Raw genomic sequence first — 16813 nt, forward strand, 5'->3', positions numbered from 1 at the left:
GCTGTAGTGTTGGTAGCCCCACAGCAGGCCCCGTCGCAGTCTCTGACTGCGGCGGTCGCCTCACCTCTCAGACGAGCATCCCTTGGGATAGCGCTCATCAGCGGAGTGGTCAACGTTCTGGCGCTGGCCTCGCCGCTCTTCATGCTTCAGGTCTATGACCGCGTCCTCGCAAGCGGCAGCGTGCCCACCCTCGTTGGGCTCGTCATCCTGGCGGCAGGGCTTTACCTGTTCCAGGCGGGGCTCGATATCGTCCGGGCGCGTGTGCTGCTGCGCATCGGCGAGCATGTGGACGGCGTGCTCTGCGGCCCCGTGCACGATGCCGTCGTGCGCCTGCCTCTCGTTGCACGCATGCCGGGCGACGGGCTCCAGCCTTTGCGCGACCTGGACAACGTCCGCGGCTTCCTTTCCGGACAGGGCCCAACCGCCTTTTTCGACCTGCCCTGGATGCCGCTCTATCTCGGCATCTGCTTCCTGTTTCATTTCTGGATCGGCGTGACGGCACTTGCCGGTGCGACCGTGCTCGTCGCCCTGACCATTCTCGCCAACGCGCTGTCGCGGAAGCCCGTTCGGGAGAGCATCGCCCACAACATGGCCCGCAACGGTCTCCTCGAGGCCACGCGCCGCAATGCCGAGATCGTACAGGCGCTCGGCCTCTCCGGAAGGCTTGGGGCGCGGTGGCGGCGGGCGAACGCGGACTATCTCGCCGCCAACCGCCGTGCAGGCGATATCGCGGGTGGCCTCGGCAGCCTGTCGAAAACCTTGCGCCTGATGCTGCAATCGGCGGTGCTCGGTGTTGGTGCCTGGCTGGTCATCGAACAGCAGGCAACCGGCGGCATCATGATCGCGAGTTCCATCATGGTGGGGCGGGCGCTGGCCCCGGTCGATCTGGCGATCACCAGCTGGAAACCTTTCCTCATGGCGCGGCAGAGCTGGAAGCGCCTTCAGGATCTGTTCGGGAAAATCCCGCCTGTGCCGGAGACGATGGCTTTGCCCGCGCCATGCCGGGACCTTCGTGTCGAGAACCTCACCATTCTGCCGCCCGGAGAGAAGCGGCCGACGGTGGCCGGTGTCGGTTTCCAACTTCAGGCCGGCAGCGCGCTCGGCATCATCGGCCCCTCCGGCTCCGGCAAATCGACACTTTCGCGCGCACTTGTCGGCGCATGGGCAACAGCGGGCGGCAAGGTACGCCTCGACGGCGCCAGTCTAGACCATTGGGATCGCGAAGCACTCGGGCGCCATATCGGCTACCTCCCGCAGGGCGTCGAGTTGTTCGACGGTACCATCGCGGAGAACATCGCGCGCTTCGAGGAAGATGCTGACGCCGAGGCCATCGTCGCGGCTGCCCGAACCGCCGGCGCCCACGACCTGATCCTGCGCTTCGAAGAGGGATACAAGACGCGCATTGGCGAAGGAGGCTCTTCCCTTTCAGCCGGACAGCGTCAACGCATCGGGCTGGCGCGGGCGCTTTACGGCGATCCGTTCCTCGTCGTGCTGGATGAGCCCAATGCTAATCTCGATGCCGAAGGCGAGGCCGCGGTCGTGCGTGCCATTGCCTCGGTGCGCGAACGCAACGGCATCGTCGTCGTGGTGGCGCACCGTCCGAGCGCCATCAGCGTGGTCGATCAGGTCTTGATGATGGAGGGTGGACGCCAGAAGGCGTTCGGCCCGCGCGACGCCATCCTCGGACAGGTCCTGAAGCCTGCTCAGGCAAGCAGAAACGGCTTTGCCGCGACCGGCCATGGGATCATGCCGCTGCGCGTCGTCGCAAACCCCACGAAATCCGAAAACCTCAGCGACCCTGACAAGACAGATGGCGACACCTGACGTGACAACCGTGACCCGCTCCATCCGCCTTCACCTTGCAGCGGGCCTTGCGCTGGTGGGATTGCTTGCCGGCGGCGTCGGCGGATGGGCGGCGGCGACGCAGCTCGCCGGCGCTGTGGTGGCATCCGGCCATTTCGTCGTCGACTCCTACCCCAAGAAGGTGCAGCACGCCAAAGGCGGCATCGTCGGGGAAATCCGCGTGCAGGAAGGCAAAACGGTAAAGGCCGGCGAGGTCGTCCTGCGGTTCGATGCCACGCAGACCCGCGCCAATCTTGCTATCGTCACGAAGCGGTTGAACGAGCTTCACGCCCGACTCGCACGCCTTGAAGCCGAGCGCGACGACAGGACGGCCATCGACTTTCCGCCGGGGCTGAGCATGGACAGCACCGATCCCGACATCATCTCGGCGGTCAGGAGCGAAACCCGCCTTTTCGAATTCCGGCGCGAAGCGCGCAACGCGCGCAAGGCCCAGCTCGCAGAACGCATCGCCCAATATGAGCACGAGATCGAAGGATTGAAGGCGCAGGAATCGGCCTATGCCGGCGGGCTTACGGTGCTGCGCACGGAAATCGCCTCGCAGGAATCACTTCACGACAAGGGCGTCGTCTCGGTCCAGCGCCTCAACAGCCTGAAGACCCAGGCGGCGACCTATGACGGCGAGCGCGGTGAGAAGATCGCCTACCAGGCACAGACGCAGGGCAAGATTACCGAGACGCGGCTCCAGATTCTTTCCATCGACCAGGACATGAAGACGGAAGTCGGCCGGGAACTGCGCGAAATCCAGGGACAGATCGGCGAATTTGTCGAGCGCAAGGTGGCCGCCGAAGACGAGCTGAAGCGCATCGATATCCTGGCGCCGCAAACGGGCATCGTGCACCAGCTCGCGGTGCATACGGTCGGCGGCGTGGTCAACCCGGCCGAAACGATCATGCTGGTCATCCCCGAGGGAGATGATCTCGCACTCGAAGTCCGCATCGCGCCGCGCGACATCGACCAGATCCAGCCCGGGCAGCGCGCAGTCCTCCGGCTCTCGGCGTTCAACCAGCGCACGACGCCGGAACTGTCCGGTCGCGTCTCGCGCATCGCCGCCGACCTCACGGTCGAAGAAAGGACCGGCCTCTCGTTCTATGTCGTCCGCATCGCTGTGCCGCATGAAGAGATGCGGAAACTCGGTGGTCTCACGCTACTTCCCGGCATGCCGGCCGAGGCGATGATCCAGACCGGTGAGCGCACCGCCCTCTCCTATCTCGTCAAGCCGCTTGCCGACCAGCTCAACCGCGCCTTCCGGGAAGAGTGAACGGCCCTTGGCAACGAAATGCGCCCGGCAACGACGTGTGCTGGCCCGTCGCATGCCGCAGCGTAAAATTTCAGCGAATGAATGGCGATCCTGCGCCGTCTTCCCCATGGCAGACAATAACAGAACCACTTCAGGCATATCATGACGTTTCCGACAATAAAGCTTCCCGCCCGCCCCCTTGCCATCAAGCGCGGGACGATCTCCACCCCGTTCGTCTATTACTTCTCCATCCCCGTCCTGCTGGCGATCGCCGTCTTCATGATGGTGTCGGAGGCGCCGGGAATTCTGCGCGACTACACGATCAGCCAGAATCCGGTTTTCGTCGACGGCACGATCGACGGCAGCTGCAAGACGCGGAAAGCCGTCTTCACGACCTGCGAGGTCGACCTGTCCTACGAACAGGGCGGCCAGCGCTACGACAAGGATGTCGAGATCATGTTCGTCGACATCCATAGCGGGGATTATGAAACGGGCCTTGTCGTTTCGGGCGATCATCCTGAACTCGCGACGATCACGCTCGGTCTGGACATGCTCTGGAACCGGATCATCACGCTGTCGGTCTTCACCGTGCTGCTCGGCGGCGGCGGTCTTGTGATGATCTTCCTGCTGCTGCGTTTCTGGCGGGTCAGCGGCCAGCTCAGCAAGCCGGCCCCGCTCACGGTGGTCCCGGTCGAGATCACCGGCATGGATACGAAGCGCAATCGCCTGAACGTAACCTATGCCGACCGCGTCAGCGAGCGGAAAACCAAACGCGTCGCCTTCACCCGCTTCGAGCGCGGACAGGAGCCGATCATCGTCGGCGATGCCGGCAGCAACCTGGTCGCGCTTGCCGTCTGGCACGGCAACACCTCGCTCCCCGTCCTGCTGGATGACCGCCTGGAGCGGATCGAGATGACGGAGCAGGAACGCGCGGCCGCACTCGCGCCGCTTCACGAACTGGCGCAGTCGACCGACCACGCGTCGGCCACCAGCCACGTCGTGCCGGAAAAGCAGGGCATGTCGCTGGCACGCAGGGCCGGCGGTTTCGCGCTCGTCCTTCTGCTGCTCATCGGCGCCATTCTCGGCTATTGGCTCTGGTATGTGACCAGCGCGCCGTCACAGTACAATTCACCTGGAATGGACATCAACAACATGATGCCCGAGGCGCTCAACAGGTGGGGTTGCGACCAGCTGAAAAGCCGCTTCGGCGACGGCAACGCACCGTTCGGCTGCACGGCCCCCGACCACATCAGCTGGAAGTGAGGACGGGCATTCACACGCACGCCGACGCATTGATCGTTCATACTCGGTCGATGTCATCGATAAACAAGGCGCAGCTGCATAGGCTGCGCTTTTTTCTTGCCGACGGGACGACGCAGCAAAACGCACCCTTCGTTTCAAACGATCGGGCGAGAACTTTATCTATAATGCGTGTTGGGAAAAGGATGCTGCGTCCAGGCGCGAAAGGCCATAGCAGTCACGGACCTCAGATCGACCGAGGTCGGATACGGACGCCGGATCAACTCCGGCGTCCGTAAAATCAATTAGATAACGCGAACGTTCTCAGCCTTGGACTTACCGGTCTTGCGGTCCTGTCCCATGTCGTAGCTGACGCGCTGTCCGTCGCTCAATGTGCCGCCCTGAACTGCGGAGATATGGACGAAAACGTCGGTTCCGCCGTTTTCGGGTGTGATGAAGCCAAACCCTTTGTCGGTGTTAAAGAATTTGACTGTGCCGTTCGCCATGATTTATCTCCAGAATTCAGCGATGGACGATGGGGCGCAAACCTACAGGTGCATGGCCGCAGCCGCAATACCCTCATTTGCTTTGAAGCAAGCAAATAGTCGTTTTCTCTCATTTTGCCGGCAATCGCTTATCTGCACTATACGCCGCAACGCCAGAACCTGGGGGATTTCAGTCAAATTCCGTACGTTCGGCCAGCGAGGCCCCGCTTTCCCCTTGGCAAAGCGCCGGAAAACGATCAAACAGGCGGGTCTCTTCGTCTCGATACAGCCTTTACGGTGACGTATCGCAGAAGCCTTCCCGGATCGTCAGAATGCGCATCTCTCCGATTTTCGCCGACACGACACCGATTCCCGCCACCGCGGGCAGGATATCGTCATGAGCGTGGGGCTGATCGACTCGCGGCCGCTTGCCGGAATCGCGCTCGCCTCGGCCGGCTACGCCTGCTTCGCGCTGCAGGACGCGCTGGTGAAGTGGCTGGTTGCGACCTACGAAGTGCCGCAGATCCTCTTCATGCGCAGCGTCGTGATCGTGCTGGTCTCCGGTGTGCTGATACGCCTCTACCGTCATCCTTCGATCTTGAAGAGCCCCTATCGCGGAACCGTCGTGCTGCGCGCCGCGTTGATGCTAATCGCATGGCTGCTTTATTATAATGCCGCGCGCTATCTCGGGCTGGCGGAACTGACGACGCTCTATTTCTCCGCGCCGATCATCACCGTCTTTCTGTCTATTCTCGTCCTGAAGGAAGCCGTCGGGGCGGGCCGATGGATAGCCTGCGTGGTCGGTTTCGCCGGCGTGGTGATTGCAGCAAATCCGTCGCACTCCCCCAACCTCATCCCCGCGGTCATGTGCCTCGTCGCCGGCTTCTGCTGGGCGTGGAGCACGATCCTCATCCGCCTGGTCAGCCGCAGCGAAAGCACGCTGACGCAGATGTTTGCGACCAGCCTGCTGTTCGGCCTCGCCTGCGCGCTGTCGTTTCCCTGGATCTGGCGCACACCGGATGCGGAAGGATGGGCGCTGATGCTGGCGCTCGGCCTTATCGCGACGATCGGGCAATACCTGCTTTACGAGGGGTTCCGCTATGCGCCGGCATCGGCGCTTGCGCCGGTGGAATATACCGGGCTCATCTGGGCCTTCATCTATGGCTACGCGATTTGGGCGGAAATCCCGGCCCTGAACGTCTTCATCGGCGCGATCTTCATCGTGACGGCAAGCCTTGTGCTGGTCTATTGGGAGCGGCGCAGCGACCTGATCGCGAAAAAGCGGCTTATGTCATGACACGCCGCGCGCTCGGCGCGCGGGAAACATTACAGGCATGTCATGTGTCGGCGGTCGGGCCTGAAACACGCGGCGGGGCCAGTCCATTGAATCCAAAAGACATTTTTCGCCAAGACCGACGCAGCGCTCCGCGAAATCGGCAATATTTTGGCAAATCCGCCCTTCGAAACTTTATTTAATTGTAACATGACCCCGCGAGCCGGGCGGACCTATAAATGATGCCAGGCTGGATGCCGCCGGCGGTTGGAAACCGCGACGCGACGGCACCGGACAGCCTGCCGGGGAGAGTTCTCCCCTTTTCGAGGACACGCACCATGCGCTCGACATTCAAGACCATCGCTCTTGCCGCCACTGTTCTTTCGCTCGCCGCCGGCGGCGCCTTTGCTGCCAGCCGGCCAGCAAATCCAAATCCGGCTTTGCAAGACCACTCCCGCTATGATCGCGATTACGGGGATCACGACTCCGCTGACGATTTCATGATGCCTGCACAGCCCACCCCCGTGCGCATGACGCCCGCCATGACCTACAAGCCGCGCCTGCACCAGGTTCTTGCCGGTGTCCGCTCGGCGGAAAAGAGCATCCGCAGGGAAGAAGCCATGCACAAGCTTTCGGCCGGCGCCGCAGGGCGTCTCCAGGCCGAGGCCCGTGGCATTCGCCAGCGGGCGATCGCAGTCGCCGACGCCAATCATGGCTCGCTTCCGAAGGCGAACTACCAGCGCCTGGAAGCCGCCGTCCACAAGCTCGACCGGGATATCGTCCGCTTGAGCTGAGACCTCCGGTCGGCGGGTCACGCTCGATCCGCTGAGAAATAGCGCCGCCTCCGCCCTTGGCGGCGGCCGGCGTCGCGTCAAGGCAGCACCTTGGTGCCTTCCGCGCCGCCCCCCTCACCTTGAAGCAATAACAAGACCGGCCGGCAAGCAGCGCGGCCGGAGTGCGGCTGCTCGTCCAGACAGCGGGCAGCGCAACACCGAGCAGAACAAAGGAAACGACCATGATCAGGATACTTCAAAGACATCGCGCCGCAGCGCTTCTCGGTGTCGCATTGCTGGCGGTGCCGATCGCGACCTCCGGCCTTGTCGGCGCTCGAAACGCGGAGGCGGCGGCACCTGCGAGCATCAACTCCCCCCTTGCGGATGGATCGTTCGCCTCCATCGTTTCGACCGACAAGCCGGCTGTCGTCACCATCACGACGGTCCTGAAGGCCGAGAACGCTTCGGCCAACGGCGCCATGCCGTTCGGCGGGGAATCCCCGTTCGACCAGCAGTTCCGTGACTTCTTCGGCGAACGCCAGATGCCGCAACCGCGCAGCGAAAAAGCCCAGGCCCTCGGCTCCGGTTTCGTGCTGACCAGTGACGGCTATATCGTCACCAACAACCACGTCATCGACAAGGCGAGCACGATAAAGGTGACGCTGGACGACGGGACGGAGCTTCCCGCCAAGCTGATCGGCGCCGATCCGAAGTCGGACCTCGCCGTGGTGAAAATCGAAAGCGACAAGCCGCTGGCGACGATCGGCTGGGGCCAGTCCGATAAATTGCGGGCGGGTGACCCGATCCTCGCCATCGGCAATCCGTTCGGCATCGGCACGACGGTCACGGCGGGTATCGTCTCGGCGCGCGGCCGCGACCTTCACAGCGGACCATACGACGACTTCATCCAGATCGATGCGCCGATCAACCACGGCAATTCCGGCGGCCCGCTGGTCGGGCTCGATGGCAAGGTGGTCGGCATCAACACCGCGATCTATTCGCCGAACGGCGGCAGCGTGGGCGTCGGCTTCGCCATTCCGTCCGACCAGGCGCAGACCGTCGTCGCCAAGCTGATGAAGGACGGCTCCATCGAGCACGGCTTCATCGGCGTGCAGATCCAGCCCGTGACATCGGACATTGCTGACGCCATCGGGCTTTCCAAGCCGGCCGGCGCGCTGGTGGCCCGGGTCGACGACGGCACCCCTGCGGCGGCGGCCGGCATACATTCCGGCGACGTCATCACCGCGCTTGGCGGCAAGCCCGTCGCGTCTCCGCGCGAGCTCTCCCGCATGGTGGCGGACCTGACGCCCGGCGAGAAGGAGGGCCTTACGGTCTGGCGCGACGGCGCCGCCAAGGACCTTTCTGTCGTCATCGGCAACAATGACGATGGCGGACAGGTCGTGGCCGACGCGGGCGGCAAATCGGGCAAGGCAGAACAGCGCGTGCCGACCATCGGCGTGCAGCTCGGCGACCTGACGGCGGACATGCGCGAATCCCTCGGCCTGCCGAAGGACGAGAAGGGCGCCATCGTGGAGGGCGTCAATCCGGACAAGCCGGCCGCTGACGCGGGCCTCCAGCCCGGCGATGTCATCCTTTCGGTGAACCAGAAGCGGGTCGGTTCGGCCAGCGAAGCCAAGACCGCCGTCGCCGACGCCGGCAAGGCGGGCCGCAAGACCGTGCTGCTTCTCGTGCAGCGCCAGGACGAGCAGACCTTCGTCACCGTCCCCTTCGCCGCAGGCTGATGGCCTGACCCGCCGCCCGGTCGAAGCCGGGCGGCGGCCCTTGTTTACTTTCAGTCCGTCAGCTCAACGCCTTCTTCAACGGCCGTATGTTGCGGATGACCAACAGGTCCAGGAAGAGGACCGTCACAAGGACCGCTCCCGTGAGCGGAAACAGCAGCGACACCGCCAGCATGACGACGGCACCGGTCTTCCAGAGCGGGCCCGGTTCGCTGATATTCGGTGCGAAGAGACGGACGGCACCCTTGGGACGACGCTTCCACCACATCACGACACCGCTCACCGACAGGAACACGATCGACAGGCAGAAAAGCGTGTTGAGCACGAGGTTCCACAGGCCCATGTCGCCCTCGTGAAACGCGATGCCGACGGCCATCGCCTTGCCGGGCAGGCCGTAATCCGCAAAGCCGACATCGGCGAGAATCTTGCCGGTATATTGATCGACATGGACCGTGCGATCGGACAGCGGGTCTGAACTGTCATTGCTCATCGTATCGCGGGCAATGGTCCAGACGCCGGTTTCACCATTCGGGAAAGCGAGCTGGAAGCGCTGGTCGAAGCCAAGCTTGCGGGTGAGCGCTACGACCGCATCGATCGTCACGGGCTCGCCTTCGGGCGTCCCCACAACGCCGGCCTCCGAGCCCGAGGCGGGCATCGGCGTCTGCTCCAGCGTCCACGGTACCTGCTTGATGCCGCCATGGTTCATGCTGGCATGGGTGATGTCGGACAGCGGAACATTATCCCACTTCTGCGCCGGAAAGGTGCTCCAGGCCTGTGTCATGCGCTCGCCCCACACGCCCGCCCAGGTGAGGCCGGAAAGCAGGAAAAGCACAAGAATGAGAGACACATAGAAGCCGATGCTGAGATGCAGCGACTTCCACAATTGCCGTCCCTTCGCCGACAGATCGGGCACGAGCGCCGCGCGCAATCCCTTTCCGTCGCGCGGCCACCAGAGATAGAGGCCTGTGATGACAAGCACGATGCCGAAGCCTGCGGCAATCTCGATCAGTCTGTCGCCGACGGTGCCGATAAGCAGCGTGCCGTGGATGTCGTTGGCGAGATCATAGAGGGCATCGCGCCGGCTCCACTGACCGACAACATCCGCCGTGTAGGGATTGACGGCGACCATCGAGGCAGCGCCGTCGTGATCGATACGGAAGACCGAGACCCCATCCGCCGTGCGCGGCGCGATATATTGAACGACTTGCCCGGGCACGGCGATGAAGGCCGCACTCGCCTGCTTCGACACGGCGGCGACCGATTGGCCCGGCGTGACCCTGAACGCGTTTTCGCCGTCGCGGCCGACCAGGACGCCGGCCCACAGCATGATGAGCCCGGTGACCGCAAGCATGATGAGGAACGGCGCGACATAGAGACCGGCATAAAAATGCCAGCGCCAGGCGGTGAGGTAGAACCGGCGTGAAAAGCCGGCGGTTTCATTTGGAGGCGATGATAGCCCCGATAAGGTGGACATGGAGAGAACCTCTCGAAATTCTCGTATCGACAGAGAAATTTGTTTTTGAGAGGCCGTTCGGGGCAATCCAGCGGGATCGCTGGCAGAACAGGGACGCTTACCCTTGCTTGACGCGATTCCTTCGATGCCATCGAACAGCCCGGCGTCCGCTTCTGATTGAAGAAGCGGCGAAGCTGAACGGGCCGGCCGCCTGTAGCGTGGCTTCCGTCCAGCGATCAGGCGATCGCGGGTGGTCCGCGTGGGCTTGCGTTTGGCGGGAAAACCTTACGGTAGGCGCCCTCGATCGCAACGGGCAGATCGAATGAAGCGGCAAATGCGATGCGGACGCCGATGATGTCGGCGGGTTCCGATACCAGGATATCGCCCGCGATCCGGCATGCCTCGCAGCGCGGCGCTTGGCCATGGTCCTTGCCCCCGTCGTCATGCCCGGTGAGGCATAGGTCCGGCAGCGTCCCGTCTGGAAGCGTGTAAAGCGCGATTTCGGCGGGGGTGTAGGCCTGGGCGGCCAGGACCGGCGTGCGGTGGCCAAAGGCGATAGCCATCAGCGCGATGGTGCAGAGAATGCACACCGCCCATTCAAGGCTCCTGCTCAGATCCCGCCGCGCCATATCATCCCCTCGGCATAGCAAGACAGGCGATAGCAGCAACATGGCTCCGCCGCAACACCGAGGTCGCGGCGGAGCCATATGTTAGAACCGCATATTGAAACCCATTCTTCCGGTCAGCGCGTGGCTGTCGCCGAAGTTTCTGAGGCTGGTGTCCACAAGGGCTTCGCCATAAAGGGCATATCGGTCGTTGCCCCAGCTGTAGGTACCCCCGAGACCGATACCACCCCACAGCGCTTCCGGTTCGCTGGAGAGGCTGACGCCTGAGAGCGTCGTGCGGGCTTCGGACTGGAAATTATAGTAGAGGTTGGCGATGCCGTAGGCGTGAAGACGGCTTGTCTGGTTGGCGTCGTCCTTCCATCTGTCCTCATAGTCGGCGGAGATGCCCAATCGACCCTTGAGGTCGTGCGAGCGCGCGAGCGCGACGTCACTGCCGAAGACATCCCTGAAATCATCGTAGTCGATCGACGAGTAGGTGAGCTGCGCCTGCGGGGTGAGCGACCAGTTTCCGCCGAGCGCCACCTGTTTCCCGGCTTCCAGGCCGAGCGCATAACCGAAACCATCATTGCCGGCGACCAGACTGCGACCCGCGGCGGCGGAGAACAATTCGCTGTCGTACCAGGTGGCGTTCGCCTGCGCATCGACATAGAAACCGGTATCGCCGTACCAGGTCAGCGAGCCACCCAGCCCATAGCCCGTGCTGTCGATCGAGCCGGAACCGTAAACCGAAGAGACATCGGCGGAAATCGTGCCGTAGCGCATCGAGATGCCGCCGATGAGGCTGCCGGCGTCGCCGGAATAAAGCGTGCCGTCGGCCCCGGCCTGCAACTGCCAGATACCGGAATCATAGTCGGCGCCCGTCGTCGAATGTTTCGGATCGGTTCCGCTGCGACGCGCCATGATCCGTCCCCATGTGCCGCTTTCGGCGCCGACGGAACGATGGGATATATCGGCGTCGGCTGCGTTGTCCGACCACGATCGGTTGCCGAGCCGCTGTTGCAGCGTGTCGAGCGCATTGAAATTCTGCAGGACGCCAGCATAAACCTCGTAGAGCGGCGCGCCAGCCTGGTAGAGCGGCGTGGCGGGGCCGCTGGGATTCAGCAGAGCCGAGCGCAGATACCAGTCGCCATCGGCCGGTGTGCTGACACCCCCCTGATAGAGACGATAAGCGTAAGCGCCTGCGACAATCGCCGGCGCGCCTTCGAACGTATAACTGCCGAGAAGCGTGAAACTGCCGGCGGAAACGCCTCCGGCCTCGATGATCCTGATACCTTCGGTGGTCTGCGCACCGGCGCCGCCGAGGTTGATCACCCGGACATTGGTGCTGCCCGATGTGTTTCCGGTAACAACCAGCTTATCCGTCGACGAAGCGTCGTCACCCAGCACGCTTTCGATCTCCAGGGTACCGCCGCTGCCGGTATAGTCGCCCGCAATGGTCAGCGTGCCGATGGAATTGCCGGGCGCGATCGTACCGCCGGCAAAGTTGGTTGTGCCGCCCACCTGGCCGATGCCCTGAAGACGCCCACCTATGACCTCCATCGTGCCGCCCAGCGATCCGTTGACCGAGAGGATGCCGTTTTGGACCTGCGAAACACCTGTGAGAGCCGAACTGTCGGCGGTCAGCCGCGTCATTCCGGAGCCGATCTGGTGAACGCCGCCGGTTCCCGTAATCGTTCCACCGAAGATCACGTCGTCGGAGCGGTTGAAGGCCAGGACGCCACTGTTGCTCACGTCTCCCAGAATGGAACCTGACGTGCCGCCGTCACCCAGTCGCAGTGTACCGAGGCTGATGGTCGTATCGCCCAGATACGTGTTCTCACCCGTCAATGTCAGTGTGCCCAGGCCATCCTTGGTCAGAGCGCCAATGCCTGTCAATTCCGGCGAGATGCCGATATCGTGCCCGCTCGTGTCGATAATACCGCCCCCGGCATCGATCATGACCTTATCGGCGCCGGCGCCGTAGATGAAAGAGATCATGTTCTCTGTAGCGCGCAGGACGCCCCCATCGAGAGTGATATCGGCTGTTCCGGCATCGCCGCGCAGGAAGTTTGTCTCCAGAACACCCCGTGCACCCGGCACACCGTTCACCTTCAACGTACCGCTTGCCGACGCCCAACTGCCAAGCCAGACACCGGATTTTACCGAAACAAGCCCTCCGTCTTCGATTATCATCGAGCCGGATCCGTAGTTTCCGACTGTCAGGCTTGAGTCCGTTATATCCCAGCGCGAACCGCTCCCCGTAACGGTAACGTCACCTACTACGCCGGCGCCGGCGCCCACGTACCCCTGTTCGCTCGTGACAGCGGCGCCGTCTGCTATTCGCAACGTACCGTTGCCGTAGCTGCCGACGATAAGCTGTCCAGCGTTGACCCATGTCGAGCCTGCGCCGCTGACCTCCACGTCGCCTTGGGAACCCTCTCCGATCGTACCGATTCCGTTGGAGACACGACCGCCGTCGTTAATGCGCAAAACGCCGTTAGCGATGGTCAGACGTCCTGTGTTCTCCCAGGATGATCCGGTCCCGGAAACCAAGGCCTCGCCAAAGTAATCGAGACCAAGCGAAGCATCGTCGTCGACGACAAGCTTGCCACCCACAAGGATATTGAGCGTTCCGTTCCCACCGTCGCCGACAGCGAAATAGTCGGAACTGGTCCAGGTAGACGCATTGCCGCTACCGTCCGTCCCGGAAACGGTTGCTGTGCCTCCGACAACCCCGCTGCGGTTCGTGACCGCACCGCCATCTTGGATTGTGAGCGTGCCGCCCAACGTGCGCGTTTCCGTGGCCGTCAACGAGGCCCCGGCTCCATCTACCGTAACGGTGCCACCGGATTGTATCTCGACATTATTGGCTTGGGCGGCAGATCCTGAAATGGTGGCGTTGCCTGATGCGATCTGGGCATCGCTGGAGGGATCCGGTTGGACGTTGCCACTCCAGTTCGCGTCGTTGGACCAATCCCCGTTTCCGCCGGTCCAGGTCTGCGCGGAGGCCGGGAAGGCCGCTCCTGTGATCAAACAGCCAAGAAGGATGGCGCGCGACAGGCGCGGCTTGGCCGAACCCGACCCCGATCCATCATGAAGGCCCGCAACGCCAGGCCGCCAAAGCACCGGGATCGACGGGGAGGGACAGAGCCCATCACCGAGCAATGCCGATGAAAAGACACTCGGAGTTTTCACGCAAAATTGGAGTATGCGCATCGTCCCCTCCGAGACCGAAAACTAAATGAATGAAATAAATCCCACGAAATCAGAACATTATATCGTTAATTGTCGGTAAATTCCCCGTCAGCCTGTCGACCGACGTGCTTTGAGAACCGGCGCTGACGCGACCCTAATGGTGCGCGCCACCCTTTTCGCGATAGCCGGCCAGCATGAAGAGAACGAGAACGGCCAACGCGCCGATCAGGCCGGCGGAGGTCGATAGAAGCACGGAATGCGTCGCCGTGAACGCCGCCTTTCCGGCTGAAACCAAAGCCTCTGCCTGTTCGGGGGAAAGTTGCTGGGCAACCAGATAGGTATCGCCGATCGATTCGACCGCCTGCGCAGCCTGTTCGGGCGACAGTCCGGCGGGAACCACGACCGTGTGGCCGAAGACCGCGGACATGAAGACACCGAACACCGTGATGCCGATTCCCGTGCCGAGTTCATAGCCGGTCGCTTCGAGCGAGCCCGCGGCCCCGCCCCTTTCGGCCTCGACCGCGCCCATGATCGCAATGGAGGAGGCGGTCAGCCCGATGCTCAGCATCAGGCCCAGTACGGCGAGCATCAATGGCACCATGATACCCGGATGATGAAAGTCGCTCAGGGCGAGATAGGCGAGCGCAAGCGAGGAGGCGAACATGGACGCGCTTGCCACGATGCGAAGGCCGAGAAGATTGGAGAGATAGCCCGCGACCGGGCCGCCGACTGCGGCGGCCGCCATGATCGGTATCATGAAGATGCCGGCTTGCAGGGGGGACTTGTCGAGCACGTATTGCAGTTCCTGCGCGAGCGTCAGTTCGACACCGGCCAGCGCGCCCGTCGCGACGACCGCCATGATCATGCCGGCCACGATCGCCGGACGGGAGAAAAGGGAGAGATCCAGCATCGGTTCGCTGGAATTCAGCTGCTTGCGGGCAAACAGGCCGAGCATCGCCATGCCGAACAGCAACACCACCAGGACGACCGGCAGCGTGTGCTTGCCGCCGAAGCCGGCCTTGATGGCATAGACGAGCGAAATCATGCCGGCGATGAGCAGGAGCGCCTGCCCGATCGCCCACTTTCCGGGGCTGGTCACTTCGGCGCGCGGCAGGAGCAGATAGCAGGCCGGTGCGACGATCAGCATCACCGGCACATTGATGAGGAAGACCGAGCCCCACCAGAAATGCTCCAGCAGCGCGCCGCCGATCAAGGGGCCGATGGCGGCGCCGGCCGCCCCCACCGTGCCCCAAAGGCCAAGCGCCATCGCGCGTTCGGCGTCATCCTCGAAGGTGCGGCGGATGATGCCGAGCACGCAGGGCATGATCATCGATCCGCCGAGCGCGAGCAGCATGCGGGCGCCGATCAGAAGCGGCGCGTTCGGCGCGAATGCCGCGAGCGCCGAGGCGATGCCGAACAGGGTGAGGCCGACGAGAAGGATACGCCGGTTGCCGACGCGGTCGGCCAGCGTGCCCATCGGCACCAGCAGGCCGGCCATCAGCAGAGGATAGATGTCGATGATCCAGAGAACCTGCGTGCTGGAGGCACCGAGCGCCTGCGTCAATGTCGGAACGGCGACATGCAGGATGGTCATGTCGAGCACGACGGGCAGGAAGGCAAGCATGACGGCGACAAGGACCAGCCAGCGTCCGGCATGGGGAGGAGCAGAGGACATCATTCACCCGTTATGTAGTGCGTCCAAGCGTATAAAGGGATGAATGCCGATTTCAATTTGAATGTCGGCCGTCGGACAACCGGCCCGCCCTACAGCAGCCCACGCGCTGCAAGGTTGCGCATGAGATGGGATGCGCCGAAGGTCCAGGGCGGGCAGTCCGTCGAGAGCCTCACCGTGTTGACGAGCGCGCCGAGCCGGTCGTTTGAAATCGTCACGACATCGCCGATCTTGTGCGTGAACCCCTCGCCCGGCGCATCGCGATCCTCAACGGGTGCGAATAGCGTGCCGAGGAACAGCACGAAGCCGTCGGGATATTGATGATGCGCCCCACAGGTCTGGGCGACGAGATCCAGCGGATCCCGGCTGATCTCCCGCATGGAGCTTTTGCCGCGCAGCACGAAACCATCCTTGCCTTCGACGCGCAGGTCCAGCTCGGCATTGCGCACGTCGTCGATGGTGTAGGTGTCATCGAACAGGCGGATAAACGGTCCTATGGCGCAGGATGCGTTGTTGTCCTTCGCCTTGCCCAACAGCAATGCCGAGCGCCCCTCGACGTCGCGCAAGTTGACGTCGTTGCCGAGCGTGGCGCCCTTGACACGGTCCCGGCTATCGACGGCAAGCACGATTTCCGGTTCGGGGTTGTTCCACTTCGAAATGGGATGCAGGCCGACGGCCGATCCGGTGCCGACAGAGGACATGGCCTGCGCCTTCGTGAAGACTTCCGCATCGGGCCCGATGCCGACCTCCAGATATTGCGACCACAGGCCTTCCTCGATCAGGGCTGCCTTGACCCTCTGAGCGTCGTCCGATCCGGCCTTCAGGTCGCGCAGGCTGGCGCCGATGATCTGCGACACCTTCTCGCGAATGCTGGCCGCCCGCGCGGGATTGCCGGCCGCACGTTCCTCGATGACGCGTTCGATCATCGAGCGGGCGAAGGTAACGCCGCAAGCCTTCACCGCATGAAAATCGACGGGGGCGAGCAGGTGGAGCCGGGATGGATCGGGCTCACTGAGGGAGAGCAGGTTTTCCAGTGGCCCAATGTCCCGGCCCGGCGCATTGCGCACGACATCTGCGGGCGTTTCGTGCTCCAGCAGGTCGCGCATCGTGGCGCAATCCCTCGCCGTGATGTCGAAGACGCGGCCGTTGCGGACCGTCACAAGGGATGGCCCTGCAACTTCGGGGAGCCAGGCCCGGCCGACGAAGCATCCGGTGGCGAAGGTCGACGGGATATGGGTCACGGTGGCAGATGCTCCCTGTATGCTGATGTCACGGCTTT

General features: G+C 63.2%; 12 protein-coding genes. 6 read left to right on the forward strand and 6 right to left on the reverse strand.

From position 1 onward, the window contains the following. The first annotated feature begins 6 nt into the window (after window positions 1-6). The 3 genes from K6301_RS17805 (at window position 7) to K6301_RS17815 (ending at window position 4363) form a co-directional block, all read left to right on the forward strand. Window positions 7-1824, forward strand: a complete 1818-nt coding sequence (locus tag K6301_RS17805; RefSeq protein ID WP_425475424.1) for a type I secretion system permease/ATPase — start codon at window positions 7-9, stop codon at window positions 1822-1824. After that, complete coding sequence (locus K6301_RS17810; RefSeq protein ID WP_247221872.1) at window positions 1811-3121, forward strand: HlyD family type I secretion periplasmic adaptor subunit; 1311 nt, start codon at window positions 1811-1813, stop codon at window positions 3119-3121. The genes K6301_RS17805 and K6301_RS17810 overlap by 14 nt, the downstream gene beginning before the upstream one ends. Window positions 3122-3262: 141 nt before the next feature. Further along, window positions 3263-4363 (forward strand): hypothetical protein, encoded by a 1101-nt coding sequence (locus K6301_RS17815; RefSeq protein WP_247221873.1) that lies wholly within the window; start codon window positions 3263-3265, stop codon window positions 4361-4363. Between the two features lie 281 nt (window positions 4364-4644). Here K6301_RS17815 and K6301_RS17820 read toward each other — a convergent pair whose 3' ends face one another. Then, entirely contained in the window at window positions 4645-4845 is a 201-nt protein-coding gene (locus K6301_RS17820) for a cold-shock protein (RefSeq protein ID WP_134648830.1), read from the reverse strand. Window positions 4846-5221: 376 nt separating this feature from the next. Between K6301_RS17820 and K6301_RS17825 the strand changes: the two genes are divergently transcribed. The 3 genes from K6301_RS17825 (at window position 5222) to K6301_RS17835 (ending at window position 8612) form a co-directional block, all read left to right on the forward strand. Next, the gene (locus K6301_RS17825) at window positions 5222-6121 is read left to right on the forward strand and encodes a DMT family transporter (RefSeq protein WP_247221874.1); all 900 of its coding nucleotides are present in this window, start codon (window positions 5222-5224) and stop codon (window positions 6119-6121) included. A gap of 314 nt (window positions 6122-6435) precedes the next feature. Beyond that, on the forward strand, window positions 6436-6891 hold the full coding sequence (locus K6301_RS17830) for a hypothetical protein (RefSeq protein ID WP_247221875.1): 456 nt from the start codon (window positions 6436-6438) through the stop codon (window positions 6889-6891). A 221-nt stretch (window positions 6892-7112) separates the two neighbouring features. Further along, window positions 7113-8612, forward strand: coding sequence for a DegQ family serine endoprotease (locus K6301_RS17835; RefSeq protein ID WP_247221876.1), 1500 nt, complete (start codon window positions 7113-7115; stop codon window positions 8610-8612). 58 nt (window positions 8613-8670) lie between these two features. On the opposite strand, the gene K6301_RS17840 is transcribed toward K6301_RS17835, so the two are convergent. From K6301_RS17840 to K6301_RS17860, 5 genes are all read right to left on the reverse strand, one after another. Next, entirely contained in the window at window positions 8671-10083 is a 1413-nt protein-coding gene (locus K6301_RS17840; protein ID WP_247221877.1) for a PepSY-associated TM helix domain-containing protein, read from the reverse strand. Window positions 10084-10298: 215 nt separating this feature from the next. After that, window positions 10299-10691, reverse strand: a complete 393-nt coding sequence (locus tag K6301_RS17845; protein ID WP_247221879.1) for a hypothetical protein — start codon at window positions 10689-10691, stop codon at window positions 10299-10301. An 81-nt stretch (window positions 10692-10772) separates the two neighbouring features. After that, the gene (locus K6301_RS17850) at window positions 10773-13478 is read right to left on the reverse strand and encodes an autotransporter family protein (RefSeq protein WP_247221880.1); all 2706 of its coding nucleotides are present in this window, start codon (window positions 13476-13478) and stop codon (window positions 10773-10775) included. Between the two features lie 538 nt (window positions 13479-14016). Beyond that, entirely contained in the window at window positions 14017-15537 is a 1521-nt protein-coding gene (locus K6301_RS17855) for an MFS transporter (RefSeq protein ID WP_247221881.1), read from the reverse strand. Between the two features lie 89 nt (window positions 15538-15626). Then, window positions 15627-16775 (reverse strand): fumarylacetoacetate hydrolase family protein, encoded by a 1149-nt coding sequence (locus tag K6301_RS17860; protein ID WP_247221882.1) that lies wholly within the window; start codon window positions 16773-16775, stop codon window positions 15627-15629. Window positions 16776-16813 lie beyond the last annotated feature (38 nt).

Origin of the sequence: Shinella oryzae (assembly GCF_023038235.1) — a bacterium.
Classification (GTDB): Bacteria; Pseudomonadota; Alphaproteobacteria; order Rhizobiales; family Rhizobiaceae; genus Shinella; species Shinella sumterensis.

What these genes read in the sequence shown, in the direction of transcription:
- K6301_RS17835 (WP_247221876.1), top strand. Translation starts at nt 7,113, where the DNA reads ATGATCAGGATACTTCAAAGACATCGCGCCGCAGCGCTTCTCGGTGTC.
- K6301_RS17830 (WP_247221875.1), top strand. Translation starts at nt 6,436, where the DNA reads ATGCGCTCGACATTCAAGACCATCGCTCTTGCCGCCACTGTTCTTTCG.
- K6301_RS17810 (WP_247221872.1), top strand. Translation starts at nt 1,811, where the DNA reads ATGGCGACACCTGACGTGACAACCGTGACCCGCTCCATCCGCCTTCAC.
- K6301_RS17820 (WP_134648830.1), bottom strand. Translation starts at nt 4,845, where the DNA reads ATGGCGAACGGCACAGTCAAATTCTTTAACACCGACAAAGGGTTTGGC.
- K6301_RS17815 (WP_247221873.1), top strand. Translation starts at nt 3,263, where the DNA reads ATGACGTTTCCGACAATAAAGCTTCCCGCCCGCCCCCTTGCCATCAAG.
- K6301_RS17855 (WP_247221881.1), bottom strand. Translation starts at nt 15,537, where the DNA reads ATGTCCTCTGCTCCTCCCCATGCCGGACGCTGGCTGGTCCTTGTCGCC.
- K6301_RS17825 (WP_247221874.1), top strand. Translation starts at nt 5,222, where the DNA reads ATGAGCGTGGGGCTGATCGACTCGCGGCCGCTTGCCGGAATCGCGCTC.
- K6301_RS17840 (WP_247221877.1), bottom strand. Translation starts at nt 10,083, where the DNA reads ATGTCCACCTTATCGGGGCTATCATCGCCTCCAAATGAAACCGCCGGC.
- K6301_RS17845 (WP_247221879.1), bottom strand. Translation starts at nt 10,691, where the DNA reads ATGGCGCGGCGGGATCTGAGCAGGAGCCTTGAATGGGCGGTGTGCATT.